22 protein-coding genes are annotated in these 24,805 nt (G+C 74.8%); 17 read left to right on the top strand and 5 right to left on the bottom strand.

The features are described from left to right. Nucleotides 1-125: 125 nt before the first annotated feature. Nucleotides 126-1,799 carry a PucR family transcriptional regulator gene (locus tag ABZ948_RS23350; RefSeq protein WP_359762450.1) on the bottom strand — a complete coding sequence of 558 codons (1,674 nt, stop codon included), beginning with the start codon at nt 1,797-1,799 and terminating at the stop codon, nt 126-128. Between the two features lie 377 nt (nt 1,800-2,176). Here ABZ948_RS23350 and ABZ948_RS23355 point away from each other — a divergent pair, with 377 nt between their 5' ends. The 5 genes from ABZ948_RS23355 (at nt 2,177) to ABZ948_RS23375 (ending at nt 8,806) form a co-directional block, all read left to right on the top strand. Continuing rightward, a complete protein-coding gene (locus ABZ948_RS23355) occupies nt 2,177-3,067 on the top strand; it encodes an FAD binding domain-containing protein (protein ID WP_359762451.1) in 891 nt (296 codons plus the stop codon). Next, nucleotides 3,067-3,648, top strand: a complete 582-nt coding sequence (locus ABZ948_RS23360) for a (2Fe-2S)-binding protein (RefSeq protein ID WP_359762453.1) — start codon at nt 3,067-3,069, stop codon at nt 3,646-3,648. Before ABZ948_RS23355 ends, ABZ948_RS23360 begins: the two co-directional genes overlap by 1 nt. A 2-nt stretch (nt 3,649-3,650) precedes the next feature. Beyond that, nucleotides 3,651-6,050, top strand: a complete 2,400-nt coding sequence (gene pucD, locus ABZ948_RS23365; RefSeq protein ID WP_359762455.1) for a xanthine dehydrogenase subunit D — start codon at nt 3,651-3,653, stop codon at nt 6,048-6,050. A gap of 109 nt (nt 6,051-6,159) precedes the next feature. Beyond that, nucleotides 6,160-7,617, top strand: a complete 1,458-nt coding sequence (locus ABZ948_RS23370; protein WP_359762457.1) for an NCS2 family permease — start codon at nt 6,160-6,162, stop codon at nt 7,615-7,617. Nucleotides 7,618-7,654: 37 nt separating this feature from the next. Beyond that, complete coding sequence (locus tag ABZ948_RS23375) at nt 7,655-8,806, top strand: XdhC family protein (RefSeq protein WP_359762459.1); 1,152 nt, start codon at nt 7,655-7,657, stop codon at nt 8,804-8,806. 27 nt (nt 8,807-8,833) lie between these two features. Here ABZ948_RS23375 and ABZ948_RS23380 read toward each other — a convergent pair whose 3' ends face one another. The 4 genes from ABZ948_RS23380 to ABZ948_RS23395 all read right to left on the bottom strand — a co-directional run bounded on the left by ABZ948_RS23380 (nt 8,834) and on the right by ABZ948_RS23395 (nt 12,192). Beyond that, on the bottom strand, nt 8,834-9,853 hold the full coding sequence (locus ABZ948_RS23380; RefSeq protein WP_359762489.1) for a methyltransferase: 1,020 nt from the start codon (nt 9,851-9,853) through the stop codon (nt 8,834-8,836). 97 nt (nt 9,854-9,950) lie between these two features. After that, complete coding sequence (locus ABZ948_RS23385) at nt 9,951-10,757, bottom strand: helix-turn-helix domain-containing protein (RefSeq protein WP_359762461.1); 807 nt, start codon at nt 10,755-10,757, stop codon at nt 9,951-9,953. A 69-nt stretch (nt 10,758-10,826) separates the two neighbouring features. After that, nucleotides 10,827-11,267, bottom strand: a complete 441-nt coding sequence (locus ABZ948_RS23390) for an SRPBCC family protein (RefSeq protein ID WP_359762463.1) — start codon at nt 11,265-11,267, stop codon at nt 10,827-10,829. A gap of 37 nt (nt 11,268-11,304) precedes the next feature. Further along, nucleotides 11,305-12,192 carry a Vgb family protein gene (locus ABZ948_RS23395; RefSeq protein ID WP_359762465.1) on the bottom strand — a complete coding sequence of 296 codons (888 nt, stop codon included), beginning with the start codon at nt 12,190-12,192 and terminating at the stop codon, nt 11,305-11,307. 226 nt (nt 12,193-12,418) lie between these two features. Between ABZ948_RS23395 and ABZ948_RS23400 the strand changes: the two genes are divergently transcribed. The 12 genes from ABZ948_RS23400 to ABZ948_RS23455 all read left to right on the top strand — a co-directional run bounded on the left by ABZ948_RS23400 (nt 12,419) and on the right by ABZ948_RS23455 (nt 24,770). Then, nucleotides 12,419-13,381 carry an NAD-dependent epimerase/dehydratase family protein gene (locus ABZ948_RS23400; RefSeq protein ID WP_359762467.1) on the top strand — a complete coding sequence of 321 codons (963 nt, stop codon included), beginning with the start codon at nt 12,419-12,421 and terminating at the stop codon, nt 13,379-13,381. A gap of 150 nt (nt 13,382-13,531) precedes the next feature. Continuing rightward, the gene (locus tag ABZ948_RS23405; RefSeq protein WP_359762469.1) at nt 13,532-15,190 is read left to right on the top strand and encodes a carbamoyltransferase family protein; all 1,659 of its coding nucleotides are present in this window, start codon (nt 13,532-13,534) and stop codon (nt 15,188-15,190) included. After that, a complete protein-coding gene (locus tag ABZ948_RS23410; RefSeq protein WP_359762471.1) occupies nt 15,187-16,185 on the top strand; it encodes a glycosyltransferase in 999 nt (332 codons plus the stop codon). The genes ABZ948_RS23405 and ABZ948_RS23410 overlap by 4 nt, the downstream gene beginning before the upstream one ends. Then, on the top strand, nt 16,182-16,781 hold the full coding sequence (locus tag ABZ948_RS23415; RefSeq protein WP_359762472.1) for a D-glycero-alpha-D-manno-heptose-1,7-bisphosphate 7-phosphatase: 600 nt from the start codon (nt 16,182-16,184) through the stop codon (nt 16,779-16,781). Before ABZ948_RS23410 ends, ABZ948_RS23415 begins: the two co-directional genes overlap by 4 nt. Continuing rightward, on the top strand, nt 16,778-17,767 hold the full coding sequence (locus ABZ948_RS23420) for a glycosyltransferase family 9 protein (RefSeq protein ID WP_359762474.1): 990 nt from the start codon (nt 16,778-16,780) through the stop codon (nt 17,765-17,767). Before ABZ948_RS23415 ends, ABZ948_RS23420 begins: the two co-directional genes overlap by 4 nt. Further along, nucleotides 17,764-18,714, top strand: a complete 951-nt coding sequence (locus ABZ948_RS23425) for a glycosyltransferase (protein ID WP_359762476.1) — start codon at nt 17,764-17,766, stop codon at nt 18,712-18,714. The genes ABZ948_RS23420 and ABZ948_RS23425 overlap by 4 nt, the downstream gene beginning before the upstream one ends. After that, nucleotides 18,711-19,928 (top strand): glycosyltransferase, encoded by a 1,218-nt coding sequence (locus ABZ948_RS23430; RefSeq protein WP_359762478.1) that lies wholly within the window; start codon nt 18,711-18,713, stop codon nt 19,926-19,928. Before ABZ948_RS23425 ends, ABZ948_RS23430 begins: the two co-directional genes overlap by 4 nt. Next, nucleotides 19,928-20,530 carry a D-sedoheptulose-7-phosphate isomerase gene (locus tag ABZ948_RS23435; protein WP_359762480.1) on the top strand — a complete coding sequence of 201 codons (603 nt, stop codon included), beginning with the start codon at nt 19,928-19,930 and terminating at the stop codon, nt 20,528-20,530. The genes ABZ948_RS23430 and ABZ948_RS23435 overlap by 1 nt, the downstream gene beginning before the upstream one ends. Before the next feature lies 1 nt (nt 20,531). After that, nucleotides 20,532-21,896 (top strand): D-glycero-beta-D-manno-heptose 1-phosphate adenylyltransferase, encoded by a 1,365-nt coding sequence (gene rfaE2, locus ABZ948_RS23440; RefSeq protein WP_359762482.1) that lies wholly within the window; start codon nt 20,532-20,534, stop codon nt 21,894-21,896. Then, entirely contained in the window at nt 21,893-22,978 is a 1,086-nt protein-coding gene (locus ABZ948_RS23445) for a glycosyltransferase family 9 protein (protein WP_359762483.1), read from the top strand. Before rfaE2 ends, ABZ948_RS23445 begins: the two co-directional genes overlap by 4 nt. Before the next feature lie 17 nt (nt 22,979-22,995). Further along, nucleotides 22,996-23,877, top strand: coding sequence for a glycosyltransferase family 2 protein (locus ABZ948_RS23450; RefSeq protein WP_359762485.1), 882 nt, complete (start codon nt 22,996-22,998; stop codon nt 23,875-23,877). Continuing rightward, nucleotides 23,874-24,770, top strand: coding sequence for a glycosyltransferase family 2 protein (locus ABZ948_RS23455; protein WP_359762486.1), 897 nt, complete (start codon nt 23,874-23,876; stop codon nt 24,768-24,770). The genes ABZ948_RS23450 and ABZ948_RS23455 overlap by 4 nt, the downstream gene beginning before the upstream one ends. Nucleotides 24,771-24,805 lie beyond the last annotated feature (35 nt).

Below are 24,805 nucleotides of genomic sequence, written 5' to 3' on the forward strand. Positions count from 1 at the left end.
AGCTGTTGAGTGGTGGCGGCATCTCAGCACGAATCGGCGGGCCGGGCCAAGAGGGTGGGTGAAGGATTTCACAAAGTCGTGGGACTCCGGGGGGTCCCGGGTTTGGGCCGGGACACCCCGGTTTCTCAGCTCATCCGCAGGGCCAGGAAGAAGTCCAGCTTGTCCTCCAGCCGCGACAGGTCACGGCTCGTCAACTGCTCGATCCGGCCCACCCGGTAGCGCAGCGTGTTGACGTGCAGGTGGAGGCGGGTGGCGCAGCGGGTCCAGGAACCGTCGCAGTCGAGGAACGCTTCCAGGGTGGGGATGAGTTCGGCCCGGTGGCGGCGGTCGTAGTCCCGCAGGGGGTCGAGCAGCCTCGCCGTGAAGGCGCGGCGGACGTCGTCGGGGACGAAGGGGAGCAGCAGGACGTGGGAGGCCAGCTCCTGGTGGCCGGCGGCGCAGACCCGGCCCGGCCTGGCCGCGGCGACGCGGCGGGCGTGCCGGGCCTCCTCCAGGGCGCCGCGCAGGCCCTCCGCCGAGTGGACGGCGGCGCTGACGCCGAGGGTGAGGCGGCCGTCGCCGTCGAGGCCGGCCGTGAGGGGGTCCCGTACGGACTCCAGGAGGGCGTCCGCGAGGACACCGGCCTCCGAGCCGTCGTGCTCCGTGGTGACGGCGGGCAGGGGGACCAGGGCGATGGCCTCGTCGCCGGTGTGGGCGACCGCGATGCGGTCGGAGTGCTCGGGCCCGGCGGCCCGGGGGTCGATCAGGACCTCCTCGAGCAGGGCCTGGGCGACCGGGCCGCCCTCGATCTCGCCGCCGTCCCAGTCGACGCGGGCCACGACCACCTGCCAGTGCGGCGCCGCGCCGAGGCCGGGCAGCAGGACGGGGGCGGCCACGCGCAGGCGCGCGGCGATCTCGGCGGGGGCCGCGCCCGTCTGGACCAGTTCCAGGACCTCCTGGGCGAGGCGGCGGCGGACCGTGCGGGCCGCGTCGCGGCGGTCCCGCTCGACGGCGATCAGCTGCGTGACGCCGTGCAGCAGGTCGAGGCGCTCCTCGGCCCAGTCGCCGGCGTCCGCCTCGACGGCCAGCAGCCAGTCGGACAGGACGGTCTCGCGGGCGTCCCGGGCGGCCTGCGGGGAGCGGCCCGTCGAGCGGACCGGGAAGAGGGAGTAGGTGGTGGCGCCGAGTATGACGCGGTGGGGGCCGCGGCGGCCCGTGCGGGTCGCGGTCAGGTGTTCCGCCGCGAGCCGGCCGCAGGCCTCGGGGGGCAGGGCCGGGCCCGACGTCTTGGGGCCCGCGATCAGGCGGCCGGTGGGGGACAGGACCCAGGCGCGCAGGTCCAGGTCCGAGCCCAGGAGGTCCAGCACCACGTCGGGGCCGCCGCCCGCCGGGCCCGAGGTCATCATCCGGCGATGCCGGTCGACCACCGCCGCGAGGTCACCGGCCCGCTCGCCGGAGACCTGCCGCACGACGTGCTCGGTGATCGTCGCGAAGGCCACCGACTCGTGCACCGCGAAGAGCGGGAGGCGGTGGCGGGCGCAGGCCGCGACCAGGTCCTCGGGCACGTCGCCGAGCTCGGCCTCGCCCGCCGCGAGGGCCGCCACCCCCGCCTGCACCAGGATGCGGACGAACGGCTCCGAGTCCGTGGCGTCCCGGCGCCAGGCCAGGCCGGTGAGCACCAGCTCGCCGCCCGAGAGGTAGCGGCTGGGGTCGCGCAGGTCGGTGGTCATCACACCCCGCACGGCGCGATCCAGTTCGTCCTCGCCGCCGAGCAGCTTGAGGCCCAGCGCGTCCGTGTCCAGCAGTGCGCGCAGCCGCATTCTCGTCGCCGCCGTTCTTTGTCTCGAAATCTATGGTGGATCTTGGTGGGGTGCGGGATGAACGCCTGTTCGGGGGGCTGGTGAGCGAGGCTCGCCGTCCCTGGGCCGTGTCCCGGCTGTGTCCCAGGTCACGCGGCTGTGTCGCGCGTTTCCACAGGAAAACGAGGAGGTTTCTGATGGCCTCCGTTCATACGAATCTACAAGATGCCTCTCCTGGCCAGCCAACTCCTTCATGGTTTCCGTGACTGACCCCGTCGGAGCACCCCGCTGTGTACTGAGTCCATTACGCGTTAACAGCACATGAACGAGCCGGGACCGCCGCACACGGATTGGCTCAATCTGAACGCCCCACGAGAAGACGAAGAAGAGAGCCGGTCATGGACTTCCTTCGCCCCGCCAGCTGGGAGGAGGCGCTCGCCGCGAAAGCCGAGCACCCCACAGCTGTGCCGATTGCGGGTGGCACCGACGTGATGGTCGAGATCAACTTCGACCACCGCCGGCCCGAGTACCTCATGGACCTGAACCGCATCGGCGACCTCTCCGAGTGGGAGGTCGGCGAGGAGAGCGTGCGGCTGGGTGCCTCCGTGCCGTACACGCGCATCATGGAGAACCTCCGCACCGAGCTGCCGGGGCTCGCCCTCGCCTCGCACACGGTCGCCTCCCCGCAGATCCGCAACCGCGGTGGCGTCGGCGGCAACCTCGGCACCGCCTCCCCGGCCGGCGACGCCCACCCGGCGCTGCTCGCCGCGGGCGCCGAGGTGGAGGTCGAGTCGGTGCGCGGCTCGCGCCGCATCCCGATCGACGACTTCTACACGGGTGTGAAGCGCAACGCGCTGGAGCCCGACGAGCTGATCCGGGCCGTGCACGTGCAGAAGGCCGACGGGCCGCAGCAGTTCTCCAAGGTGGGCACCCGGAACGCGATGGTCATCGCCGTGTGCGCCTTCGGGCTGGCCCTGCACCCGCGGACGCGGACCGTGCGGACCGGCATCGGGTCCGCGGCCCCGACGCCCGTCCGGGCCAAGGCCGCCGAGGAGTTCCTGAACGCCGCTCTGGAGGAGGGCGGCTTCTGGGACAACGGGAAGATCGTCACCCCGTCGGTCGCCAAGCAGTTCGCGGACCTGTGCTCCGCCGCCTGCAACCCGATCGACGACGTCCGGGGCACCGCGAGCTACCGCCGCCACGCGGTCGGCGTCATGGCCCGCCGCACGCTGACCTGGACCTGGGAGTCCTACCGCGGCGCCCGCCGCACCACCGAGGGAGCTGCCTGATGCGCGTCAACTTCACGGTCAACGGCCGTCCGCAGGAAGCCGACGACGTCTGGGAGGGCGAGTCCCTGCTGTACGTGCTGAGGGAGCGGCTCGGGCTGCCGGGTTCCAAGAACGCCTGCGAGCAGGGCGAGTGCGGCTCGTGCACGGTCCGGCTGGACGGTGTGCCGGTGTGCTCGTGCCTGGTCGCCGCCGGGCAGGTGGAGGGCCGCGAGGTCGTCACCGTCGAGGGGCTCGCGGAGTACGCCAAGCAGCGCGCCGAGGGCGGCTGCGCGACCGGCGCCTGCGGTACGTCCCTGCAGAACGCCCGGCAGTGGGAAGCGAAGGGCACCGACTCGCAGACCGGCGAGGGCGCCGAACTCTCCCCGATCCAGCAGGCGTTCATCGACGCCGGCGCCGTCCAGTGCGGCTTCTGCACGCCCGGTCTGCTGGTCGCCGCCGACGAGATGCTGGAGCGCAACCCGAACCCGACCGACGCGGACATCCGCGAGGCCCTGTCGGGCAACCTGTGCCGCTGCACCGGCTACGAGAAGATCATGGACGCGGTCCGCCTCGCGGCCGCCCGGCAGGGAGAGGCGGTCTGAGCGTGTCTTCCCCCAACGGAACCCCCACCAAGATCACCCAGGGCTCGCAGACCAAGGGCGGCATCGGCGAGTCCACGCTCCGCCCGGACGGCACCCTCAAGGTCACCGGAGAGTTCGCGTACTCCTCCGACATGTGGCACGAGGACATGCTGTGGGGACAGATCCTCCGGTCGACCGTCGCGCACGCCGAGATCGTGTCCATCGACACGAGCGAGGCGCTCGCCCTGCCGGGCGTGTACGCGGTGCTGACGTACGACGACCTGCCGACCGAGGTGAAGAACTACGGCCTGGAGATCCAGGACACCCCGGTCCTCGCCCACGGCAAGGTCCGCCACCACGGCGAGCCGGTCGCGATCGTCGCCGCCGACCACCCGGAGACCGCGCGCCGAGCCGCCGCGAAGATCAAGGTGGACTACAAGGAGCTGCCCGTCATCACCGACGAGGCCTCCGCCACCGCCCCGGACGCGATCCTCGTCCACGAGAACCGCGACGACCACCACAGCGGCCACGTCCCGCACCCGAACATCGTCCACCGCCAGCCCATCGTGCGCGGCGACGTGACAAAGGCCCGCGAGCGCGCCGACGTCATCGTCGAGGGCGAGTACACCTTCGGCATGCAGGACCAGGCCTTCCTCGGCCCCGAGTCCGGCCTCGCCGTGCCGGAGGAGGACGGCGGCGTCCACCTCTACATCGCCACCCAGTGGCTGCACAGCGACCTGCGCCAGATCGCGCCCGTGCTCGGCCTGCCCGAGGACAAGGTGCGGATGACGCTGTCCGGCGTCGGCGGCGCGTTCGGCGGCCGCGAGGACCTGTCGATGCAGATCCACGCCTGCCTGCTGGCGCTGCGCACCGGCAAGCCCGTCAAGATCGTCTACAACCGCTTCGAGTCCTTCTTCGGGCACGTCCACCGCCACCCCGCGAAGCTGTACTACGAGCACGGGGCCACCAAGGACGGCAAGCTCACCCATATGAAGTGCCGGATCGTCCTGGACGGCGGCGCCTACGCCTCCGCCTCCCCGGCGGTCGTCGGCAACGCCTCCTCCCTGTCCGTCGGCCCGTACGTGATCGACGACGTGGACATCGAGGCCATCGCGCTGTACACCAACAACCCGCCCTGCGGCGCCATGCGCGGCTTCGGCGCGGTCCAGGCGTGCTTCGCCTACGAGGCGCAGATGGACAAGCTGGCGAAGAAACTCGGCATGGACCCGGTGGAGTTCCGCCGGCTCAACGCCATGGAGCAGGGCACGATCATGCCCACCGGCCAGCCGGTCGACTCCCCGGCCCCCGTCGCCGAACTGCTGCGCCGCGTCAAGGCGATGCCGATGCCGCCGGAGCGCCAGTGGGAGTCCAGCGAGGGCGCCGACGTACGGCAGCTGCCGGGCGGCCTGTCCAACACCACGCACGGGGAAGGCGTCGTGCGCGGGGTCGGCTACGCCGTCGGCATCAAGAACGTCGGCTTCTCCGAGGGCTTCGACGACTACTCCACCGCCAAGGTCCGCATGGAGGTCGTGGGCGGCGAGCCCGTCGCCACCGTCCACACGGCCATGGCGGAGGTCGGCCAGGGCGGCGTCACCGTCCACGCGCAGATCGCCCGCACCGAGCTGGGCGTCACCCAGGTGACCATCCACCCGGCCGACACCCAGGTGGGCAGCGCCGGTTCGACGTCGGCCTCGCGGCAGACGTACGTCACCGGCGGCGCCGTGAAGAACTCCTGCGAGCTCGTCCGCGAGAAGGTCCTGGAGATCGGCCGCCGCAAGTTCGGCTCCTACCACCCGGCCTGGGCCACGGCCGAGCTGCTCCTGGAGGGCGGCAAGGTCGTCACCGACGGCGGCGAGGTCCTCGCCGACCTGGCCGACGTCCTCGAGGACGAGGTCGTGGAGGTCGAGGAGGAGTGGCGGCACCGGCCGACCGAGCCCTTCGACCTGCGCACCGGCCAGGGCAACGGGCACGTGCAGTACTCCTTCGCCGCGCACCGGGCCGTCGTCGAGGTCGACACCGAGCTCGGCCTGGTGAAGGTGATCGAGCTGGCCTGCGCCCAGGACGTCGGCAAGGCGCTCAACCCGCTCTCCGTCATCGGCCAGATCCAGGGCGGCACCACCCAGGGCCTGGGCGTGGCGGTCATGGAGGAGATCGTCGTCGACCCCAAGACGGCGAAGGTGAAGAACCCCTCGTTCACCGACTACCTGATCCCCACCATCCTCGACACGCCGACCATCCCCGTCGACGTGCTCGAACTCGCCGACGACCACGCGCCGTACGGGCTGCGCGGCATCGGGGAGGCACCCACCCTGTCGTCGACGCCGGCCGTGCTCGCGGCGATCCGCGAAGCGACCGGACTCGAGCTGAACCGGACCCCGGTACGGCCCGAGCACCTGACGGGTACGCAGCTCTCCGAGGGCTGAGCAGTCGAGTAGTCCTGGGGGACGTCGTCCCCCAGGCCCCAGTTCGTCTCGGGCCGTCCCCCGGGTCGTGAACGTCCCAACCCCCTTTGAAACTTGGGAGCAGGCCCACATGACCCAGCAGTCAGTAGAGCCGAGGACCACAGCCGAGGACGCGGGCGAAGGCACCCGCGTCCCGGCCGGACGGTCCTGGCTCGACCGGTACTTCCACATATCCCACAGAGGGTCCACGGTCGCCCGCGAAGTGCGCGGCGGCGTCACGACCTTCATGGCGATGGCGTACATCCTCCTGCTCAACCCCCTGATCCTGTCCGGCAAGGACGTGGCCGGGGCCACGCTCGGCCAGCAGGCGCTCATCACCGCGACCGCGTTCGCGGCGGCCCTCACCACCCTGATGATGGGCTTCGTCGGCAAGGTGCCGCTCGCCCTCGCCGCGGGACTCTCCGTCTCCGGGGTCCTCGCCTCCCAGGTCGCGCCCGAGATGACCTGGCCGCAGGCGATGGGCATGTGCGTGATGTACGGCGTCGTCATCATGCTGCTGGTCGTCACCGGCCTGCGCGAGATGATCATGAACGCGATCCCGCTCGCGCTCAAGCACGCCATCACCATGGGCATCGGCCTGTTCATCGCCCTCATCGGCTTCTACAAGTCCGGGTTCGTGCACCAGGGCGAGGCCACTCCCGTCACGCTCGGCCCGGCGGGCGAACTCGCCGGCTGGCCGGTCCTGCTCTTCGCCGGCACCCTGCTGATGATCTTCATGCTGCAGGCCCGGAACATCCCCGGAGCCATCCTCATCGGCATCGTCAGCGGCACGCTCGTGGCCGCGGTCCTGAACGCCGCCGGGGTGGTCGACCCCAAGCAGTGGGCCGCCGGCGCACCCGAGCTGCACGGCAGCGCGGTGTCCATGCCCGACTTCTCGCTCTTCGGCGACGTCGAGTTCGGCGGCTGGGGCGAGGTCGGCGCGATGACCGTCGGCATGATCGTCTTCACGCTGGTGCTCGCCGGGTTCTTCGACGCGATGGCCACCATCATCGGCGTCGGCACCGAGGCCAAGCTCGCCGACGACAAGGGCCGGATGCCGGGCCTGTCCAAGGCGCTGTTCATCGACGGGGCCGGCGGCGCGATCGGAGGCGTGTCCGGCGGCTCGGGCCAGACGGTGTTCATCGAGTCCGCGACCGGTGTCGGGGAGGGTGCGCGCACGGGTCTCGCCTCGGTCGTCACCGGCGCGTTCTTCGCGGCCTGTCTGTTCTTCACCCCGCTCACCGCGATCGTGCCGCAGGAGGTCGCCTCCGCCGCCCTCGTCGTCATCGGCGCGATGATGCTGATGAACGCCCGGCACGTGGACTGGGCCGACCGCGCCACCGCCATCCCGGTGTTCCTGACGGTCGTGCTGATGCCGTTCACGTACACCATCACCACCGGTGTCGCCGCGGGCGTCATCTCCTACGTCGCCATCAAGACCGCCCAGGGCAAGTGGCGCGAGATCGGCGCCTTCATGTGGATCCTCACGGCGGTGTTCCTCGTGTACTTCGCCCTCAACCCGATCGAGAGCTGGCTGGGCGTCCACTGACGCCGCCCCTCCCACAACCCCGAGGAGACCGAGACAGATGCTGGACATCGCCGAGGAGCTGGACCGGTGGGCCGGGCAGGGCCGTGACTTCGCCGTGGCCACCGTGGTGGCCGTCGGCGGCAGCGCGCCCCGGCAGCCCGGCGCCGCGCTCGCGGTGGACGCCGACGGCACCGCCATCGGCTCGGTCTCCGGCGGCTGTGTGGAGGGCGCGGTCTACGAGTTGTGCGAGCAGGCGCTGCGGGACGGCGAGACCGTCCTGGAGCGCTTCGGCTACAGCGACGACGACGCCTTCGCCGTGGGCCTGACCTGCGGCGGCGTCATCGACATCCTGGTCACCCCGGTGCGGGCCGGCGATCCCGTCCGCCCGGTGGTCCGGGCCGCGCTCACCGCCGCCGTCCGAGGGGAGGCGGCGGCGGTGGCGCGGATCGTGTCGGGACCGCGCGACCTGACGGGCCGGGCCCTGCTGGTCCGCCCCGACGGCTCCTGGGAGGGAGGTTTCGGCGGCCACCCGGAACTGGACCGCACGGTCGCGGCCGAGGCGGGCGCCTTCCTGGACGCCGGACGCACCGGCACCCTGGAGATCGGGGAGCAGGGCTCGCGCTGCGGAGCACCGCTCACGGTCCTGGTCGAGTCCTCGGTGCCCGCGCCCCGCATGATCGTGTTCGGCGCGATCGACTTCGCCTCCGCCCTGGTCCGCGTCGGCAAGTTCCTCGGCTACCACGTCACCGTGTGCGACGCCCGCCCGGTCTTCGCGACCCGGGCGCGCTTCCCCGAGGCCGACGAGATCGTCGTCGAGTGGCCCCACCGGTACCTGGAGCGCACCGACGTCGACGCCCGCACGGTGCTGTGCGTGCTGACCCACGACGCCAAGTTCGACGTCCCCCTGCTGAAGCTCGCGCTGCGGCTGCCGGTGGCGTACGTCGGCGCGATGGGCTCCCGGCGCACCCACCTGGACCGCAACGCCCGCCTGCGCGACGTGGGCGTCACGGAGAGGGAGTTGAGCCGGCTGCACTCGCCGATCGGCCTCGACCTCGGGGCCCGTACGCCCGAGGAGACGGCCCTGTCGATCGCGGCGGAGATCGTCGCGGGCCGGCGCGGCGGCAGCGGCGTGTCGCTGACCGGGGCCCACACGCCGATCCACCACGACCAGGAGTCCCGGGCGGTCGGGCGGATCGGGTCGGTGGCCTGACCTGGCCGGTCAGGGCCTGACAGCGGGTCAGTCCGCCGCGGCGACCTCCAGGAGCGAGAACGGCTCGGCCTCCGGGAGCGGGGTGACCGAGAGCAGCGCGAGGCCTGCGGACCGGCACAGGTCCTCGAAGTCCCGGCGGGTGCGTTCCCTGCCGCCCACATTCACCAGCATGTTGAGGTCGCTGAGATACGTGCTCGCGTCACCGTCGGCCCCGACCGCCTCGGGCAGCACCGGTTCCAGGATCAGGACCCGTCCGCCGGGCGGCAGCGCCGCGCGGCAGTGGCGCAGGATCGTGACCGCCCGGTCGTCCGGCCAGTCGTGCAGGATGCTCTTCACGAGGTAGAGGTCCGAGCCCTTGGGCACCGAGTGGAAGAAGTCCCCGGCGACCAGGGAACAGCGGTCCGCCAGCCCGTGCCGGCGCAGGGTTTCCGGCGCCTGGGCGAGGCCGTCGGCCGTGTCCAGGACGACCCCCTTGAGCCCGGGGAACGCGGCGAGCACGGCGGCCAGCAGGGTGCCGTCTCCGCCGCCGACGTCCGTGACCGTGCCGAACCGGCCGAAGTCGAAGGCCCGCGGCAGGACGGCCGCGGCCTCCTCGGTGGCCTGGCTCATCGCCGCGTTGAACTCGGCGGACAGCTCGGGCCGCCGGGCGAGGTGGCTGAAGAAGTCCGTGCCGAAGACGGCGTCGAACGCGACGTCGCCGGTGCGGACACTGTCGTCCAGGTGCTCCCAGGCGCGGGTGATCTCCGGCTCGGTGAACATCCGCACGAAGGAGGTGAGGGAGCCGGGGCGGGCCGGGTCGAGGAGGGTGCCCGCCGGGGCCACCGCGAAGGTGCCGAAGCTGTGTTCCCTCAGCAGGCCGAGGCCGGCCAGGGCGCGCAACAGGCGGGTCATGGGCTGGGGTTCGGCTCCGGCGTCGGTGGCGACGTCGGCGGCCGGACGGGGCGTGTCGCCGATCAGTTCGACGATCCTCAGCCGGACGGCCGCGCGTACGGTCTGCGCGGCCATGCCGCCGAAGACGAGGCGCACGAGCAGGTCGCGGTCGGTCATGTCCGGTGCCGGGGCAGGGGTGTTCGCCACGGGGCTCCTCCTGTGGTGTGGGATCCGGTCGGCCGGCGGTGGTGGGCCGGCCAGGTCGGCGGTCCGGTCAGCCGGCCGTGGTGGGGCGGCCGGCCAGGGCGGCGGGCGTGCATCCGGCGAACGCCAGGACGTCGCGGTGGAGATGGGGCTGGTCGACGTAGCCGCACGCCAGGGCCACGTCGGCGGGGTGGGCGCCCGCGCTGAGCGCACGGGCGGCATGGTCGAAGCGGACGAGCATGGCGGCGCGCTTCGGGGTGAGGCCGATCTGGTCGCCGAACCGCGCCCACAGCCGCTTGCGGCTCCAGCCGCAGGAGGCGGCGAGGTCGGCGACCCGCACGCGGCCGCGGCGGGCCACGATGGTGTTCCAGGCGGCCGCGACCTCGGGCGCCATCACCGGTGCCCGGGCGGCCCGTTCGGCGAGGAACCGGTCGACCAGAGTGAGGCGTTCCTGCCAGGCCGGGGTGCCGGCCAGCCGCTCGCGCAGCCGCCGCTCGTCCCGGCCCCAGAGCTCCTCCAGGTCGGTGACGGACCCGTCCAGCTCGCGCGGTCCCACGCCCAGCAGGGCGTAGGCGGCCCGGGGCGACAGGCGCAGCTCGACGCACTCGACGCCCTCGCCCCGGATCCGGGCCGCCCCCGGTGACAGCCCGGCGACGAGGCTCCGCAGGGGACGCGGGCCGGTGGTGCCCTCGACGGAGAGCGGCTCCTCCCCGAACCCGAGGACGACGATCACCGCCGGCTGCGGGAGCACCTGCAGGTCCAGTCCGACGGCGCCCCGGTCCCGGAACCCGGCCATCCGGACGCCGTCGAGCGACGTGCCGTCGAGGGGGAGGGCGACTTCCCAGCCGAGCCGGGCCTCCGCTTCGTCACTGCGCATGCCTCTACGGTCGCCGACTTCGGCGGTCCCGTCTTGGACGAAAGTTCCGCCCAGGCGGCGGCCGGGGCGTCACGCCCGTCTGAGCAGGCGGTTCAGTGCCCGCCCGAACACGTACCGGGCCGATCGCCGCAGCAGGCCGTCGAAGAGCGAGGGCAGCAGCCGGACCCGGATCTCCTCCCGCCACACCACGCGGGCCCGGCCCCCCGGCCCCGGGCGCACCTCCAGCTCCGCCCAGCCCAGCACGACACGCCCCCGCTTCTCCAGCCGGCACCGCCCCGCGGCCCCGTCCGCCGGCGGCTGCCACACCGTGACCTCCATCGGATCGTCGAAGGCCAGCGGCCCGAGCCCCGAACGGGCCACGACGAGCGTGCCCCTCCGGGTCGGCGCGGGCGGCTCCACCCTGACCGCCGTCAGCGGCACCACGTCCCCGTGCCGCCGCCAGTGTGTGACCCGCCGCCACGCCTCGTCGAGGGGCAGCGGGACCGTACGTTCGAGCAGGATGTCCACCACGGCACGATCGTAGGGAACCGGTCGGTGACCGGCGTGCCTACGGGGCCACCCGCGCCACCGCTCCGGTCTCCAGTGCCACCCAGAGCGCGCCGTCCGGGCCCACCGTGATGCCGTGGGGTTCGCAGGCCGGGGTCGGCAGGGCGTGTTCGGTGAGGGTGCCGTCCGGGGCGCGGTGGGCGACGCGGTCGGCTGCCCACAGGGTGAACCAGCAGTCCCCGGGGCCGGTGGTGGTGAGGGCGTGGGGGCGGGACGCGGGGTCGGGGAGGGGGAACTCCTCGATGCGGCCGGCCGGTGAGATGCGGCCCAGCCGGCCCGCCGCGATCTCCACGAACCACAGGTCGGTGCCGTCGCTCGTGATGCCGACCGGTGCGGCGCCCGGGGTGGGCAGGGGGTGCAGTTCGACGGTGCCGTCGACGGTGACGCGGCCGATGGCGTCGGCCTGGTTGAGGGTGAACCACAGCGCGCCGTCGGGGCCGGTGGTGATCGCCGAGGGGTAGGCGCCCGTCACCGGGAGGGCGAACTCGGTGAACTCGCCCTCGGTCGTGACGCGTCCGATGCGGTCGGTGTTCATCTGCGTGAACCACAGCGCGCCGTCCGGGCCCGCCGTGATGCCGTAGGGGCCGCAGTCGGGTGTGGGCGGCCGGAACGACTCCGTCTCGCCGTCGACCGTGACGCGCCCGATCCGGTGGTCCGCGAGGCGGGTGAACCACAGGGCCCCGTCCGGTCCGGGTGTGATGACCGCGGGGCGGCAGGACGGCGAGTCCAGCGGGTACCGCGTGAGCTCGCCGTCCGGGGTGAGGCGTCCGATCCGGCCCCCGTGCACGAAGGTCAGCCACAGGGCCCCGTCGGGCCCGGTCGTGATGCCGTAGGGGCCGGCGTCCCCGTCCGCGACGGCGAACTCCTGGACGGCGGGGATGTCGGACACGGGGTCTCCCTTCGACGCCCTCGCACCCTCCCCGCGCGCGACGGCGGACGCAACTCCTTTTCGGCGCCGATGCGTTCGGCGCCTACCGGTACACCTCGCCCGGCTCGGCCCTCCCCGGCACACCGAGGCTATACATAGCGTGTATACACGCTGTTTATAGTGTCTCGCCTCTCCCTCTGGTTACTCGCGCCGTCACGCAAGTGACAGCGAGTGGAGGGAGAGCCCCGTGGGCACCAACGCCTGGCGCCGGGCCCTGGTGACCGGTGGCGCCGGATTCGTGGGGTCCCATCTGTGCGCGCGGCTGCTCGACGCCGGCACGGACGTCGTGTGCCTGGACAACCTGGCCACCGGCAGCCGCCCCAACGTGGCCGAACTGGAGCAGCGGCCCGGCTTCCGCTTCGTGCCCGGCGACGCCACCGACCCGGCGGTCTGGCGGGTCCTGCCCGGCCGGTACGACCTCGTGCTGCACTTCGCCTGCCCCGCCTCGCCCGCCGACTACCTGCGGCTGCCGCTGGAGACCCTCGACGTCGGCAGCACGGGCACCCGCCTCGCGCTGGACCGGGCCCGCGCCGACGGCGCCCGCCTCGTCCTCGCCTCCACCTCCGAGGTCTACGGCGACCCCCTGGAGCACCCGCAGCACGAGGGCTACTGGGGCAACGTCAACCCGGTCGGCCCGCGCAGCGTCTACGACGAGTCCAAGCGGTTCGCGGAGGCCCTGGTCACCGCCCACCGCGGCGTGCACGGCACCGACGCCGCCATCGTCCGCATCTTCAACACCTACGGGCCCCGCATGCGCACCGGCGACGGCCGCGCCGTCCCCACCTTCATCGCGCAGGCCCTCGACGGCATGCCCCTGACCGTCGCGGGCGACGGCGGGCAGACCCGCTCGCTGTGCTACGTCGACGACACCGTGGACGGCGTGCTCGCACTGGCCGCCGCCACCGAGACCGGCCCCGTGAACATCGGGGGCGGCGACGAGATCACCGTGCTGGAGCTGGCCCGCCGGATCGTCCGGCTCACCGGCTCCGCCTCCCGCATCCGGTTCGTGGACCGCCCGGTCGACGACCCCGGCCGGCGCCGCCCCGACACCCGGCTGGCCCGGGAGCGGCTCGGCTGGCAGCCCCGTGTCGGCTGGAGCGAGGGGCTGGAACGCACCATTGGCTGGTTCTCGCGGTCCGTCGCCGCCTGAGCCGGTAACAGAGCGGTCAATGAATCCCAACAGAAAGTAAAAAATCGGGCTTTGTCCGGCCAGTTGGCTCCAAGTGTTTGAGACAGCTGCACCGCGGCACTCGCCAGCACCGAAGTCGTCACACGCCGCTCGGGACGGAGCACACCCCCCATGCGCATCCTTGGTATCAACGCCCTGTTCCACGACCCGGCCGCCGCTCTCGTCGTCGACGGCCAGACGGTCGCGGCCGCCGAGGAGGAACGCTTCAGCCGCCGCAAGCACGGCAAGCGCCCGCTGCCGTTCTCCGCGTGGGAGCTGCCCGAGCTGTCCGCCCGCTGGTGCCTGGAGCACGCCGGACTACGACCCGAGGACCTGGACGCCGTCACCTACTCCTTCGACCCGGCGCTCGCCCGCCCCGCCCGCGCCATGGGCCTGGACGACCCCTGGGACCCGCTGCGGCTGGAGTACGCCCGCCGCGCCCCCGAGTTCCTCGCCGAGGCCCTGCCCGGCCTCGACCCCGAGCGGGTCGTCTTCGTCCCCCACCACGTCGCCCACGCCGCCTCCGCCGGGCCCGCCTCCCCGCACCCCGACAGCGCCGTGCTCGTCCTCGACGGCCGCGGCGAGGCCGCCTCCCACCTGGCCGGCCGCTACCGCGACGGCACGCTCGACACCCTCGCCACCCAGGCACTGCCCGACTCCCTGGGACTGGTCTACGAGGAACTGACCGAGCACCTCGGCTTCCTGCGCAGCAGCGACGAGTACAAGGTGATGGCCCTCGCCTCCTACGGCACCCCGCGCTTCCTGCCGGGGCTGCGCCAGTACGTCCACCCCACCGGCCACGGCGGCTTCCGCGCCCACGGCGTCGACTGGGCGTCCTTCGCACCGCCCCGCGCCCCGGGCGAGGCCTGGACGCGGGACCACGCCGACCTCGCCTCCAGCACCCAGGCCGTCCTGGAGGAGGTCCTGCTGGAACTCGTCGACTGGCTGCACCGCGAGGCGGGCGGCGAGGCACTGGCGATGGCCGGGGGAGTCGCCCTCAACTGCGTCGCCAACTCGAAGATCGCCGCCAAGGGCCCCTACCGGGACGTCTGGGTGCAGCCCGCCGCCGGTGACGCCGGCACCGCCCTCGGCGGCGCCCTGCACCTCGCCGCGACGGAGGCCGGTCAGCCCGGCCCCATGCCCGGCGCCGACCTCGGCCGCGGCTGGAGCGACGACGAACTGCGCGCCCGCCTCGACACCGCCGCCGTGCCGTACGAGAAGCCCGACGACATCGCCGAGACCGTCGCCGACGTGCTCGCCCAGGACGGCGTCGTCGCCTGGTTCCAGGGCCGCAGCGAGTACGGCCCGCGCGCCCTCGGACACCGCTCCCTGCTCGCCCACCCCGGCCGCGCCGAGAACCTCGAACGCCTCAACCACGTCAAGGGACGCGAGGAGTTCCGGCCCGTCGCCCCCATGGTGCTGGCCGACCGCGCCGCCGACCTGTTCTCCGGCGGCCCGCTGCCCAGCCCGTACATGCTGTTCGTGCACGACGTCGCCGAGCGGTGGCGCGAGCGCATACCGGCCGTCGTGCACGTCGACGGCACCGCCCGCATCCAGACCGTCGAGGAACGACGGGAACCGCTCGTGGCACGGATGCTGCGCGCCTTCGAACGGCGCACCGGACTGCCCGTGGTCGTCAACACCAGCCTCAACACCGCCGGCCGGCCCATGGTCGACGACCCGCGCGACGCCCTGGAGTGCTTCGGGTCCGCGCCCGTCGACCTGCTGGCCATCGGGCCGTACGCGGTCCGCCGCTCTCGCGCGTTCGACGGAGGGAGCACCGCCGCATGACCCCGTACGCCGTGGTGATCCCCACGCTCGTGCGGGACACCCTCGCCGACTGCCTCGCGGCGCTCGCCGCCGCGACCGGGCCGCGCCCCGAGGAGATCGTCCTCGTCGACGACCGGCCCGACCCCGAACCCGGAAAGCTGGAGCACCCGTTGAGCGTCCTCGGCGATCTGCGGGAGCGCACCACGGTGCTGGGCGGCGGCGGTCGTGGGCCCGCCGCCGCCCGCAACACCGGGCTGCGGGCCGTGACCGCGCCGTGGACCGTGTTCCTCGACGACGACGTCCAGGTGGGGCCCCACTGGTGTGACCAGCTCGCCGAGGACCTCGCCGAGGCGGCCCCCGACATCGCGGGCGTCCAGGGCGTCATCGCCGTGCCCCTGCCCGGCGAACGCCGCCCCACCGACTGGGAACGCGGCACCGCCGGACTCGCCCGGGCCCACTGGATCACCGCCGACATGGCCTACCGCACCGAGGCCCTCAAACAGGTCGGCGGCTTCGACGAACGCTTCCGGCGCGCCTTCCGCGAGGACGCCGACCTCGCGCTGCGCGTCCTCGACGCCGGCTGGCGCATCCGCCAGGGCCGCCGCACCACCCGCCACCCCGTCCGCCCCGCCGACCGCTGGGTGTCCGTACGGCAGCAGCGCGGCAACGCCGACGACGCCCTCATGCGGCATCTGCACGGACCCGACTGGTGGGACAAGGCGGTCGCACCCCGGGGCCGGATCCGCAAGCACGCCGCGATCACCACCGCGGGCGTCGCCGCGTGCGCCCTCGCCGCCACCGGGCACGCCCGGGCCGCCACGGCCTGCGCGCTCGGCTGGGCCGCGGGCACCGCCGAGTTCGCCCGGGCCCGCATCGCCCCCGGCCCGCGCACCCGCCGCGAGGTGACGACGATGCTGGCGACCAGCGTGCTCATCCCGCCCGCCGCGACCTGGCACCGGCTGACCGGCGAATGGCGCCACCGCCACGCCCACGCCTGGCAGGAGGAGACCCGATGAGCCCGGTCAAGGCAGTGCTGTTCGACCGCGACGGCACCCTCGTCGACGACGTCCCCTACAACGCCGACCCCGACCGCGTACGCCCCGTCGCGGGGGCCCGCGAGGCCCTCACCCTGCTGCGCGCACGCGGCATCCGCACCGGCGTCGTCACCAACCAGTCCGGTGTCGCACGCGGCCTGCTCACCGACGCCGACGTACGCGCGGTCAACCACCGCGTCGACGAACTCCTCGGCCCCTTCGACGTGTTCGCCGTCTGCCCGCACGGCCCCGACGACGGCTGCCACTGCCGCAAACCCGAGCCCGGCATGGTGCTCTGGGCGGCCGGACGGATCTGCACCGCCCCCGCCGACCTCGTCGTCATCGGCGACATCGGCGCCGATGTGGAGGCCGCCCGCCGGGCCGGCGCCCACGGCATCCTCGTCCCCACCGCGCAGACCCGCCCCGAGGAGACCGCGGCGGCCGACCACGTCGCCCCCGACCTGCTCACCGCCGTCCGCGCGGTGCTGGACGGGCCGCCACGGGGCCGCGTCCTCGCCGACGAACGCCCCATCCAGGAGGCCTTCACCACCGGCCCCGGACAGGGGAGGTGCCGGTGAAGGCCCTCGTCACCCGCCTCGACAGCTTCGGCGACGTCCTGCTCGCCGGACCCGCGATCCGCGCGGTCGCCGCCCGCGCCGACACCGTCACCCTGCTGTGCGGACCGCGCGGCGCCCCCGCCGCCCGGCTGCTGCCCGGCGTCGACGACATCCTCGTCTGGGACGCCCCCTGGGTGGGCTTCGATCCCCCGCCCGTCGGCCGCGGCGAGGTCGAGCAGCTCATCGACACCATCGACGCCGACACCGCGCTGATCCTCACCTCCTTCCACCAGTCCCCGCTGCCCGCCGCCCTGCTGCTGCGCCTGGCCGGCGTCGGCCTCATCGCCGCCGACAGCGAGGACTACCCCGGCTCCCTGCTCGACGTACGCCACCACCGCGCCCCGCACGCCCACGAGGCCGAGGCCGCCCTCGACCTCGCCGGGGCCGCCGGATTCCCGCCGGCCGACGACACCGGGCTGCGAGTGCTGCCGCCGCCCGCCACCGCCGGGCTCACCGGCCCGGGCCCGTACGTCGTCCTGCACCCCGGCGCCAGCGTCCCCGCCCGCGCCTGGAGCCCGGAGCGCTGCGCCGAGGCGGTGCGCGAACTGGCCGCCGCCGGACACCGGGTGGTGGTGACCGGCAGTGCGGGGGAGCGGGACCTGACCGCGTACGTCGCGGGCGAGCACGCTCTCGACCTCGGCGGCCGCACCGGCGCGGCGGAACTCTCCGGCGTCCTCGCGGGCGCCGACGCCGTCGTCACCGGCAACACCGGACCCGCCCACCTCGCCGCCGCCGTCGGCACCCCCGTCGTGTCCCTGTTCGCGCCGGTCGTGCCCGCCGAACGCTGGCGGCCGTACGGCGTGCCCTACGTGCTGCTCGGCGACCAGGACGCGCCGTGCGCCGACAGCAGGGCCAGGGAGTGCCCCGTGCCCGGCCACCCCTGCCTGGACACCGTCACCGCGCACGACGTGGTGACCGCCGTCGAGAAGCTGCGGGGGGAGACATGAGGATCCTGCTCTGGCACGTGCACGGCTCGTGGACCACCGCCTTCGTGCAGGGGCCGCACACCTACGTCGTCCCCGTCACCCCCGACCGCGGCCCCGACGGCCTCGGCCGCGCCCGCACCTGGGACTGGCCCGACTCGGTCGTCGAGGTGCCGCCCGAGCGGCTGCGCGAGGAGCACATCGACGCCGTCGTGCTGCAGCGCCCGCACGAACTCGCCCTGGTCGACCGGTGGCTGGGCCGCCGTCCGCCGCTGGTGTACCTGGAGCACAACGCCCCGCACGGTGACGTGCCCGACACCCGCCACCCCGCCGCGGACATCCCCGGCGCCACCCTCGTCCACGTCACGCACTTCAACCGGCTGATGTGGGACGCCGGTTCCGCTCCCAGCACCGTCATCGAGCACGGCATCGTCGACCCCGGCCCGCTGTGGACCGGGGAGCTTCAACGCGCCGCCGTCGCCGTCAACGAGCCCCTGCGGCGCGGCCGCACCACCGGCACCGACCTGCTGCCGGCCTTCGCCGAGGCCGCCCCGCTGGACGTCTTCGGCATGGGCACCGAGGGTCTCGCGGACCGGCTCGGCATCCCCGCCGAGCGCTGCCGCAGCCACGAGCTCGTGCAGGCGGAGCTGCACGCGGCGATGGCCCGCCGCCGCGTCTACGTCCACCCCGTGCGCTGGACCTCCCTCGGCCTGTCCCTGCTGGAGGCGATGCACCTGGGCATGCCCGTGGTCGCGCTCGCCACCACCGAGGTCACCGAGGCCGTGCCCGCCGGCGCCGGAGTGGTGTCCAACCGGATCGAGGAACTGACCGACGCCGTACGGGACTTCCTCGCCGACCCGCTGCACGCGCGGATGGTCGGCGAGGGGGCGCGGGCGGCGGCGCTCGCCCGCTACGGGCTGTCCCGCTTCCTGGACGACTGGGAGCGGCTGCTGAAGGAGGTGGCCCGATGAGGATCGCCATGGTGTCCGAGCACGCGAGCCCGCTCGCCGCGCTCGGCGGCGTCGACGCCGGCGGCCAGAACGTGTACGTGGCTCGCCTGAGCGAGGAACTGGCCCGCCGCGGCCACGACGTCACGGTCTACACCCGCCGCGACGCCACCGACCTGCCCGACCGCGTACCGCTGCCCGGCGGCGCCGTCGTCGAGCACGTGCCCGCCGGTCCGGCGGCCCCCGTGCCCAAGGACGACCTGTTCCCGCACATGCCCGCCTTCGGCGCCTGGCTGGCCCGGGCCTGGGCCCGCGAGCGGCCGGACGTGGTGCACGCCCACTTCTGGATGTCCGGCATGGCCTCCCGGATCGGCGCCCACCCGCACGGCGTGCCCGTCGTGCAGACCTTCCACGCCCTGGGCACCGTCAAGCGCCGCCACCAGGGCCGGCGCGACACCAGCCCGCCCGAACGGGTCGGCATCGAGCGGCAGATCGGCCGCGGCTGCGCCCGCGTCCTGGCCACCTGCGGCGACGAGGTGCACGAACTGGCCGAGCTGGGCGTGCCGCGCTCGCGGGTCTCGGTGGTGCCCTGCGGGGTGGACGCGGACCAGTTCCGGCCCGGGGTCCCGCCCGAGGGCGTTCCGGCCCGCCGGCGGCCCCACCGGCTCCTCGCCTGCGGCCGGCTCGTCCCGCGCAAGGGCTACGACCAGGCCGTCCGGGCCCTCGCCCGCGTCCCCGACGCCGAACTCCTGATCGCGGGCGGCCCCGCGGCCGGCCTGCTGGACGACGACCCGGAGGCCCGGCGGCTGCGGCGGCTCGCGGAACGCGCCGGCGTCGCCGACCGGGTGCGGCTGCTCGGCGCGGTCGACCCGGCCGCCATGCCCGCCCTGATCGGCAGCGCGGACCTCGTGCTGTGCACCCCGGTCTACGAGCCGTTCGGGATCGTGCCGCTGGAGGCCATGGCCTGCGGCGTGCCCGTCGTCGCCACCGACGTCGGCGGCCACCGCGACAGCGTCGCCGACGGCACCACGGGCCGGCTCGTCCCGCCGCAGGACCCCGAGTCGGTCGCCGCCGCCGTACGCGGACTCCTCGCCGACGACGCACTGCGCCGCCGCCACGGCACCGCCGGCCGCGAACGGGTCCTGACCCACTACACCTGGCGGCGCGTCGCCGACGGCGTCGAGCGGGTCCACCGCCAGGTCCTCGCCGGACACGCACAGCAGAAGGAGGTGGCGTGATGACCGTGCACCCGCCCGTCACGGGGCACTGCGACGAACTCCAGGACGCCCTGAGCGCGTTCCGCGACTCGGCGCACATCACCGAGCGGTGGGGCGAGCGCCTGGCGGACGTCCTCACCGGCGGCGGCCGGCTGCTCGCCGCGGGCAACGGCGGCAGCGCCGCCCAGGCCCAGCACCTGACCGCCGAACTCGTCGGCCGCTACCGCGACGACCGGCCGCCGTTCTCCGCGCTGGCCCTGCACGCCGACACCTCCAGCACCACCGCGATCGCCAACGACTACGGCGTGGACGAGGTGTTCGCCCGCCAGGTCCGCGCCCACGGCCGGCGCGGCGACGTCCTGATGCTGCTGTCCACCTCCGGCGCCAGCGCCAACCTGCTGTCCGCCGCCGACGCGGCCCGCGCGGCCGGGGTACGCGTGTGGGCGCTCACCGGCCCCGCGCCCAACCCGCTGCTCGCGGGCAGCGACGAGTCGCTGTGCGTGGAGGCGCCGACGGCCGCCACCGTCCAGGAACTCCACCTGGTCGCCGTGCACATGGTGTGCGCGGCGTTCGACGCGGCGGTGGAACGCGGCACCTGGCGCACCGGTGACGGCGGGAGGTGACATGAACGGCAAGGCACCCCTGGTCGTCGTCGGTGACGCCCTGCTGGACCGGGACCTGACCGGCCGCGCGGAACGGCTCGCGCCCGACGCGCCCGTGCCGGTCGTCGACGACTGCGGGGAGCGGACCCGGCCCGGCGGCGCCGCCCTCACCGCCTACCTCGCGGCCCGCGACGGCCGGGACGTCACGCTCGTCGCGGGCGTGGGCGACGACCCGGCGAGCCGCGAACTGCGCCGCCTCCTGGAACCCTGGCTCACCCTCGTCCCGCTGCCCCTGACCGGGAGCCTGCCCGAGAAGACCCGGGTCCTCGCGCACGATCGTCCGGTGGTCCGCCTGGACCGGGGCGCCGGCCGCACCCGCGAGGCCACGGACGCCGCCCGGAAGGCCGTCCGCGACGCGCCCGCCGTCCTGGTCTCCGACTACGGCCGCGGCGCCGCCGACGCCCTGCGCGACGACCTCGCCGCCCGACCGCCCCTGGTCTGGGACCCGCACCCGCGCGGCGGCCCGCCCGTGCCGGGCACCCGGCTGGTCACCCCGGCGGAGAAGGAGGCCCACGCCCTCGCCCCGCGGGACGGCACCCCGCGCCGGGACCTGCGCGCCGCCGCCCACAGCGCCGCCGCCCTCGTCCGGCAGTGGCGGGCTGCCGCCGTCGCCGTCACGCTCGGCGCGCGCGGCGCCCTGCTGTCCTACGGCGAGCACCCGCTGCTCGTCCCCGCGCCCGCCGCGCACCCCGGTGACAGCTGCGGGGCCGGCGACCGGTTCGCCGCCACGGCGGCCGGACTGCTCGCCGACGGCGTCCTGGTCGCCGAGGCCGTCGAGGGCGCCGTGGCCGCCGCGACCGGCTTCGTCGCCGCGGGCGGCGCGGCGGCGGTGCCCGGCGCGGACGCCCCGCCGGAGCCGCCGCCCGACGAGGACGACCCGCACGCCCTGGCCGCCCGGGTCCGCGCCGCGCACGGCACCGTCGTCGCCGCCGGCGGCTGCTTCGACCTGCTGCACGCCGGCCACGTCGGCCTCCTCCAGGCGGCCCGGCGGCTCGGGGACTGCCTCGTCGTCTGCGTCAACTCGGACGCCTCGGTACGGCGCCGCAAGGGCGGCGGCCGCCCGGTGAACCCGCTGGCCGACCGGGTCCGCGTGCTGCGCGCCCTGGCCTGCGTGGACGCGGTCGCCGTCTTCGACGAGGACACCCCCGAGCGCCTCCTGGCCGACCTGCGTCCCGACGTCTGGGTCAAGGGCGGCGACTACGCGGCCGCCGACCTCCCCGAAGCCGCCCTCCTCCAGGAGTGGGGCGGCCAGGCGGTCCTGCTGCCCTACCTCGACGGCCGCTCCTCGACGGCCCTGCTGGAAAGGGCGGCGGAAGGAGCACGATGACGCACCCGATGAGCCCGGCCGCGGGGGCGGACACCGAGGGCACACGGCAGTCTGCTGCCATGACACCGGACCCGTCACCCCACGTCACCGCATCCCACGTCACTGCACCCCACGCCACGGCACCCGACGGCACGACACCCCGCCTCCTCGTCCTGCGCGCCCTGGGCCTCGGCGACCTGCTCGCCGGTGTCCCCGCGCTGCGCGCCCTGCGGCGGGCCTACCCGGGACACGAGCTCGTGCTGGCCGCGCCCGCCGAACTGGAGCCGGTCGCCGCGGTGACGGGAGCCGTGGACCGGCTGCTGCCCGCCGCCGCGCCCGGGCGGGGCGTACCGCGGTCGCTCGACTGGACCGGCCCGCCACCGGACATCGCCGTCGACCTGCACGGCAACGGCCCGCCCAGCCACCGGCTGCTCATGGACCTGCGCCCGCTGAAGCTGCTGGCGTTCGCCCACCCGGACACACCGGAGGTCGACGGCCCGCCCTGGTACGCGGAGGAACACGAACGCGACCGCTGGTGCCGCCTGCTCCGGGCGTACGGCATCGACGCCGACCCCGCCGACCTGCTCCTGCCCCGCCCGCGCACCGCCTCCCCGGCCCCCGGCGCGGCCGTGCTGCACCCCGGCGCGGGATCCCCCGCCCGCTGCTGGCCCGTCGAGCGCTACGCGGACGTCGCGGCCGGGCTGCGCGCCCGGGGCCTGCGGGTCGTGGTGACCGGCGGCGCCGACGAGGGCGACCTCGTGGCCCGGCTCGCCAAGCAGGCCGGCCTGCCCGACACCGACGTGTTCGGCGGCGGCCTCCCCTTCGGCCGGCTGGCCGCGCTCGTCGCCGACGCCCAGGTCGTGATCAGCGGCGACACCGGCATCGCCCACCTGGCGGTCGCCCACGCCACGCGCTCCGTCACCCTCTTCGGCCCGGTCGCCCCGAGCCGCTGGGGCCCGCCGCCCGGCCCGCGCCACCGCGCGCTGTGGTACGGCCCGGAGGGCGACCCGCACGGCCGCCGTCCCGACCCCGCGCTGCTGCGCATCACCCCCGACGACGTCCTGCGCGCCGTCGACGAACTGCCCGGCATCCGACACCCGTGAGGGGGGCACCCCGCCCGATGACCGTCCCGAACCCGGACCCGAGCCCCGTCGGCATCGTCATCGCCACCCGCAACCGCTCCGCCGCTCTCGCCGGAGCCCTGCGGCACCTCAGGAACCTGCCCGAACGCCCCGAGATCCTCGTCGCCGACAACGCCTCCACCGACGACACGCGCGCCATGCTCGCCCGCGACTTCCCGAAGGTCCGCGTCCTGGCGCTGCCGTTCAACCACGGCGCCCTCGCCCGCACCTACGGAGCCCGGGCCCTGGACACCCCGTACGTGGCGTTCAGCGACGACGACTCCTGGTGGGCCCCCGGCGCCCTGGACACGGCGGCCCGCCTGTTCCAGGCCCACCCGCGGCTCGGCCTCATCTCCGCCCACACCCTGGTCGGCCCCACCGCTGACCCCGACCCGCTCAACGAGGTGCTCGCCGACTCGCCGCTCGGCCGGGCCGGCGACCTGCCCGGCACCCAGGTCCTGGGCTTCCTCGCCTGCGCCTCCGTGGTCCGCCGCAGCGCCTACCTCGACGCGGGCGGCTTCCACCGGCTGCTGTTCTTCGGCGGCGAGGAGACCCTCCTCGCCTACGACCTGGCCGCCCGCGGCTGGGGCGTCACCCACTGCCCCGACGTCGTCGCCCACCACCACCCGGCGCCCGCGCCGCGCACCGGCCGCAGCGCCGTCCAGCGCCGCAACGAACTCCTCACCGCCTGGCTGCGCCGCCCCGTGCCGTACGCGCTGGCCCGCACCCGCGCCCTCGCGGCCGAGGCCCGGCACGACGGCCACGCCCGGCGCGCCCTGCGCGGGACGCTGGCCCGCCTGCCCGCCGCGCTGCGGGCACGCCGGCCCCTGCCCCCGCACGTGGAGCGGGCCGCGCGCCTGCTGGAGGGAGCGGCCACGTGACCGACCGCCGTACGACCGTCGTCGTCATCACCCACAACCGGCGCCGGGAACTCCTGCGCACCCTCGACCGCCTCGCCGAACTGCCGGAGGACCCGCCGGTGATCGTCACCGACAACGGCTCCACGGACGGCACCGCCGAGGCCGTCGCCCGCCACCACCCCCGGGTCCGGCTGCTGCGGCCCGGCCAGAACCTCGGCGCCGTCGGCCGCAACCTGGCGATCCGGCAGGTGGACACGCCCTACATCGCCTTCTGCGACGACGACTCCTGGTGGGCGCCCGGCTCGCTGACCGGGGCCGCCGACCTGCTGGACCGGCATCCGGCGCTGGGCTCGGTCACGGCCCGGATCGTCGTCGAACCCCACGGCACCGACGACCCGATCGTCGACGAGCTGCGCGACTCACCCGTCCCCGGCCCGGGTTGGCTGCCGGGCCCGGCCCTGGGCTCGTTCCTGGCCGCCGCGACCGTGCTGCGCACCGACGCCTTCCGGGCCGCGGGCGGCTTCCACCCGCGGCTGTGGCTGGGCGGCGAGGAGGAGCTGCTCGCCGCGGACCTCGCGGCCGACGGCTGGTGGCTGACGTACGCGGACCACCTGGCGGTGCACCACCACCCGTCCGTCGCCCGGGACGCCACCCTGCGCCGGACCCACGGCATCCGCAACACCCTGTGGTTCACCTGGCTGCGCCGCCCGGCCGGTCCCGCGCTGCGCCGGACCGTGAACCTGGCCCGCACGGTCCCGCGCGACACCGCGTCCCTGCGTGCCTTCGCCGAGGCGGCGGCCGCCCTCCCCTGGGTGCTGCGCGAACGCCGGGTCCTGCCGCACGAGGTGGAGTCCCGCCTGCGCCTGCTGGAACCGGCCCAGCGGGCCTCCAAGGCCCGCCGCTACACGGGCTGACCCTCCATCGCCCGACGCCTTCCCGTCGGGCGATG

The organism is Streptomyces olindensis (assembly GCF_040645895.1).
Classification (GTDB): Bacteria; Actinomycetota; Actinomycetes; order Streptomycetales; family Streptomycetaceae; genus Streptomyces; species Streptomyces olindensis.

Coding starts and splice junctions, on each gene's coding strand:
- ABZ948_RS23350 (WP_359762450.1), bottom strand. CDS start 1,799: ATGCGGCTGCGCGCACTGCTGGACACGGACGCGCTGGGCCTCAAGCTG.
- ABZ948_RS23355 (WP_359762451.1), top strand. CDS start 2,177: ATGGACTTCCTTCGCCCCGCCAGCTGGGAGGAGGCGCTCGCCGCGAAA.
- ABZ948_RS23360 (WP_359762453.1), top strand. CDS start 3,067: ATGCGCGTCAACTTCACGGTCAACGGCCGTCCGCAGGAAGCCGACGAC.
- ABZ948_RS23370 (WP_359762457.1), top strand. CDS start 6,160: ATGACCCAGCAGTCAGTAGAGCCGAGGACCACAGCCGAGGACGCGGGC.
- ABZ948_RS23375 (WP_359762459.1), top strand. CDS start 7,655: ATGCTGGACATCGCCGAGGAGCTGGACCGGTGGGCCGGGCAGGGCCGT.
- ABZ948_RS23380 (WP_359762489.1), bottom strand. CDS start 9,853: ATGACCGACCGCGACCTGCTCGTGCGCCTCGTCTTCGGCGGCATGGCC.
- ABZ948_RS23385 (WP_359762461.1), bottom strand. CDS start 10,757: ATGCGCAGTGACGAAGCGGAGGCCCGGCTCGGCTGGGAAGTCGCCCTC.
- ABZ948_RS23405 (WP_359762469.1), top strand. CDS start 13,532: ATGCGCATCCTTGGTATCAACGCCCTGTTCCACGACCCGGCCGCCGCT.
- ABZ948_RS23410 (WP_359762471.1), top strand. CDS start 15,187: ATGACCCCGTACGCCGTGGTGATCCCCACGCTCGTGCGGGACACCCTC.
- ABZ948_RS23415 (WP_359762472.1), top strand. CDS start 16,182: ATGAGCCCGGTCAAGGCAGTGCTGTTCGACCGCGACGGCACCCTCGTC.
- ABZ948_RS23425 (WP_359762476.1), top strand. CDS start 17,764: ATGAGGATCCTGCTCTGGCACGTGCACGGCTCGTGGACCACCGCCTTC.
- ABZ948_RS23430 (WP_359762478.1), top strand. CDS start 18,711: ATGAGGATCGCCATGGTGTCCGAGCACGCGAGCCCGCTCGCCGCGCTC.
- ABZ948_RS23435 (WP_359762480.1), top strand. CDS start 19,928: ATGACCGTGCACCCGCCCGTCACGGGGCACTGCGACGAACTCCAGGAC.
- rfaE2 (WP_359762482.1), top strand. CDS start 20,532: ATGAACGGCAAGGCACCCCTGGTCGTCGTCGGTGACGCCCTGCTGGAC.
- ABZ948_RS23445 (WP_359762483.1), top strand. CDS start 21,893: ATGACGCACCCGATGAGCCCGGCCGCGGGGGCGGACACCGAGGGCACA.
- ABZ948_RS23450 (WP_359762485.1), top strand. CDS start 22,996: ATGACCGTCCCGAACCCGGACCCGAGCCCCGTCGGCATCGTCATCGCC.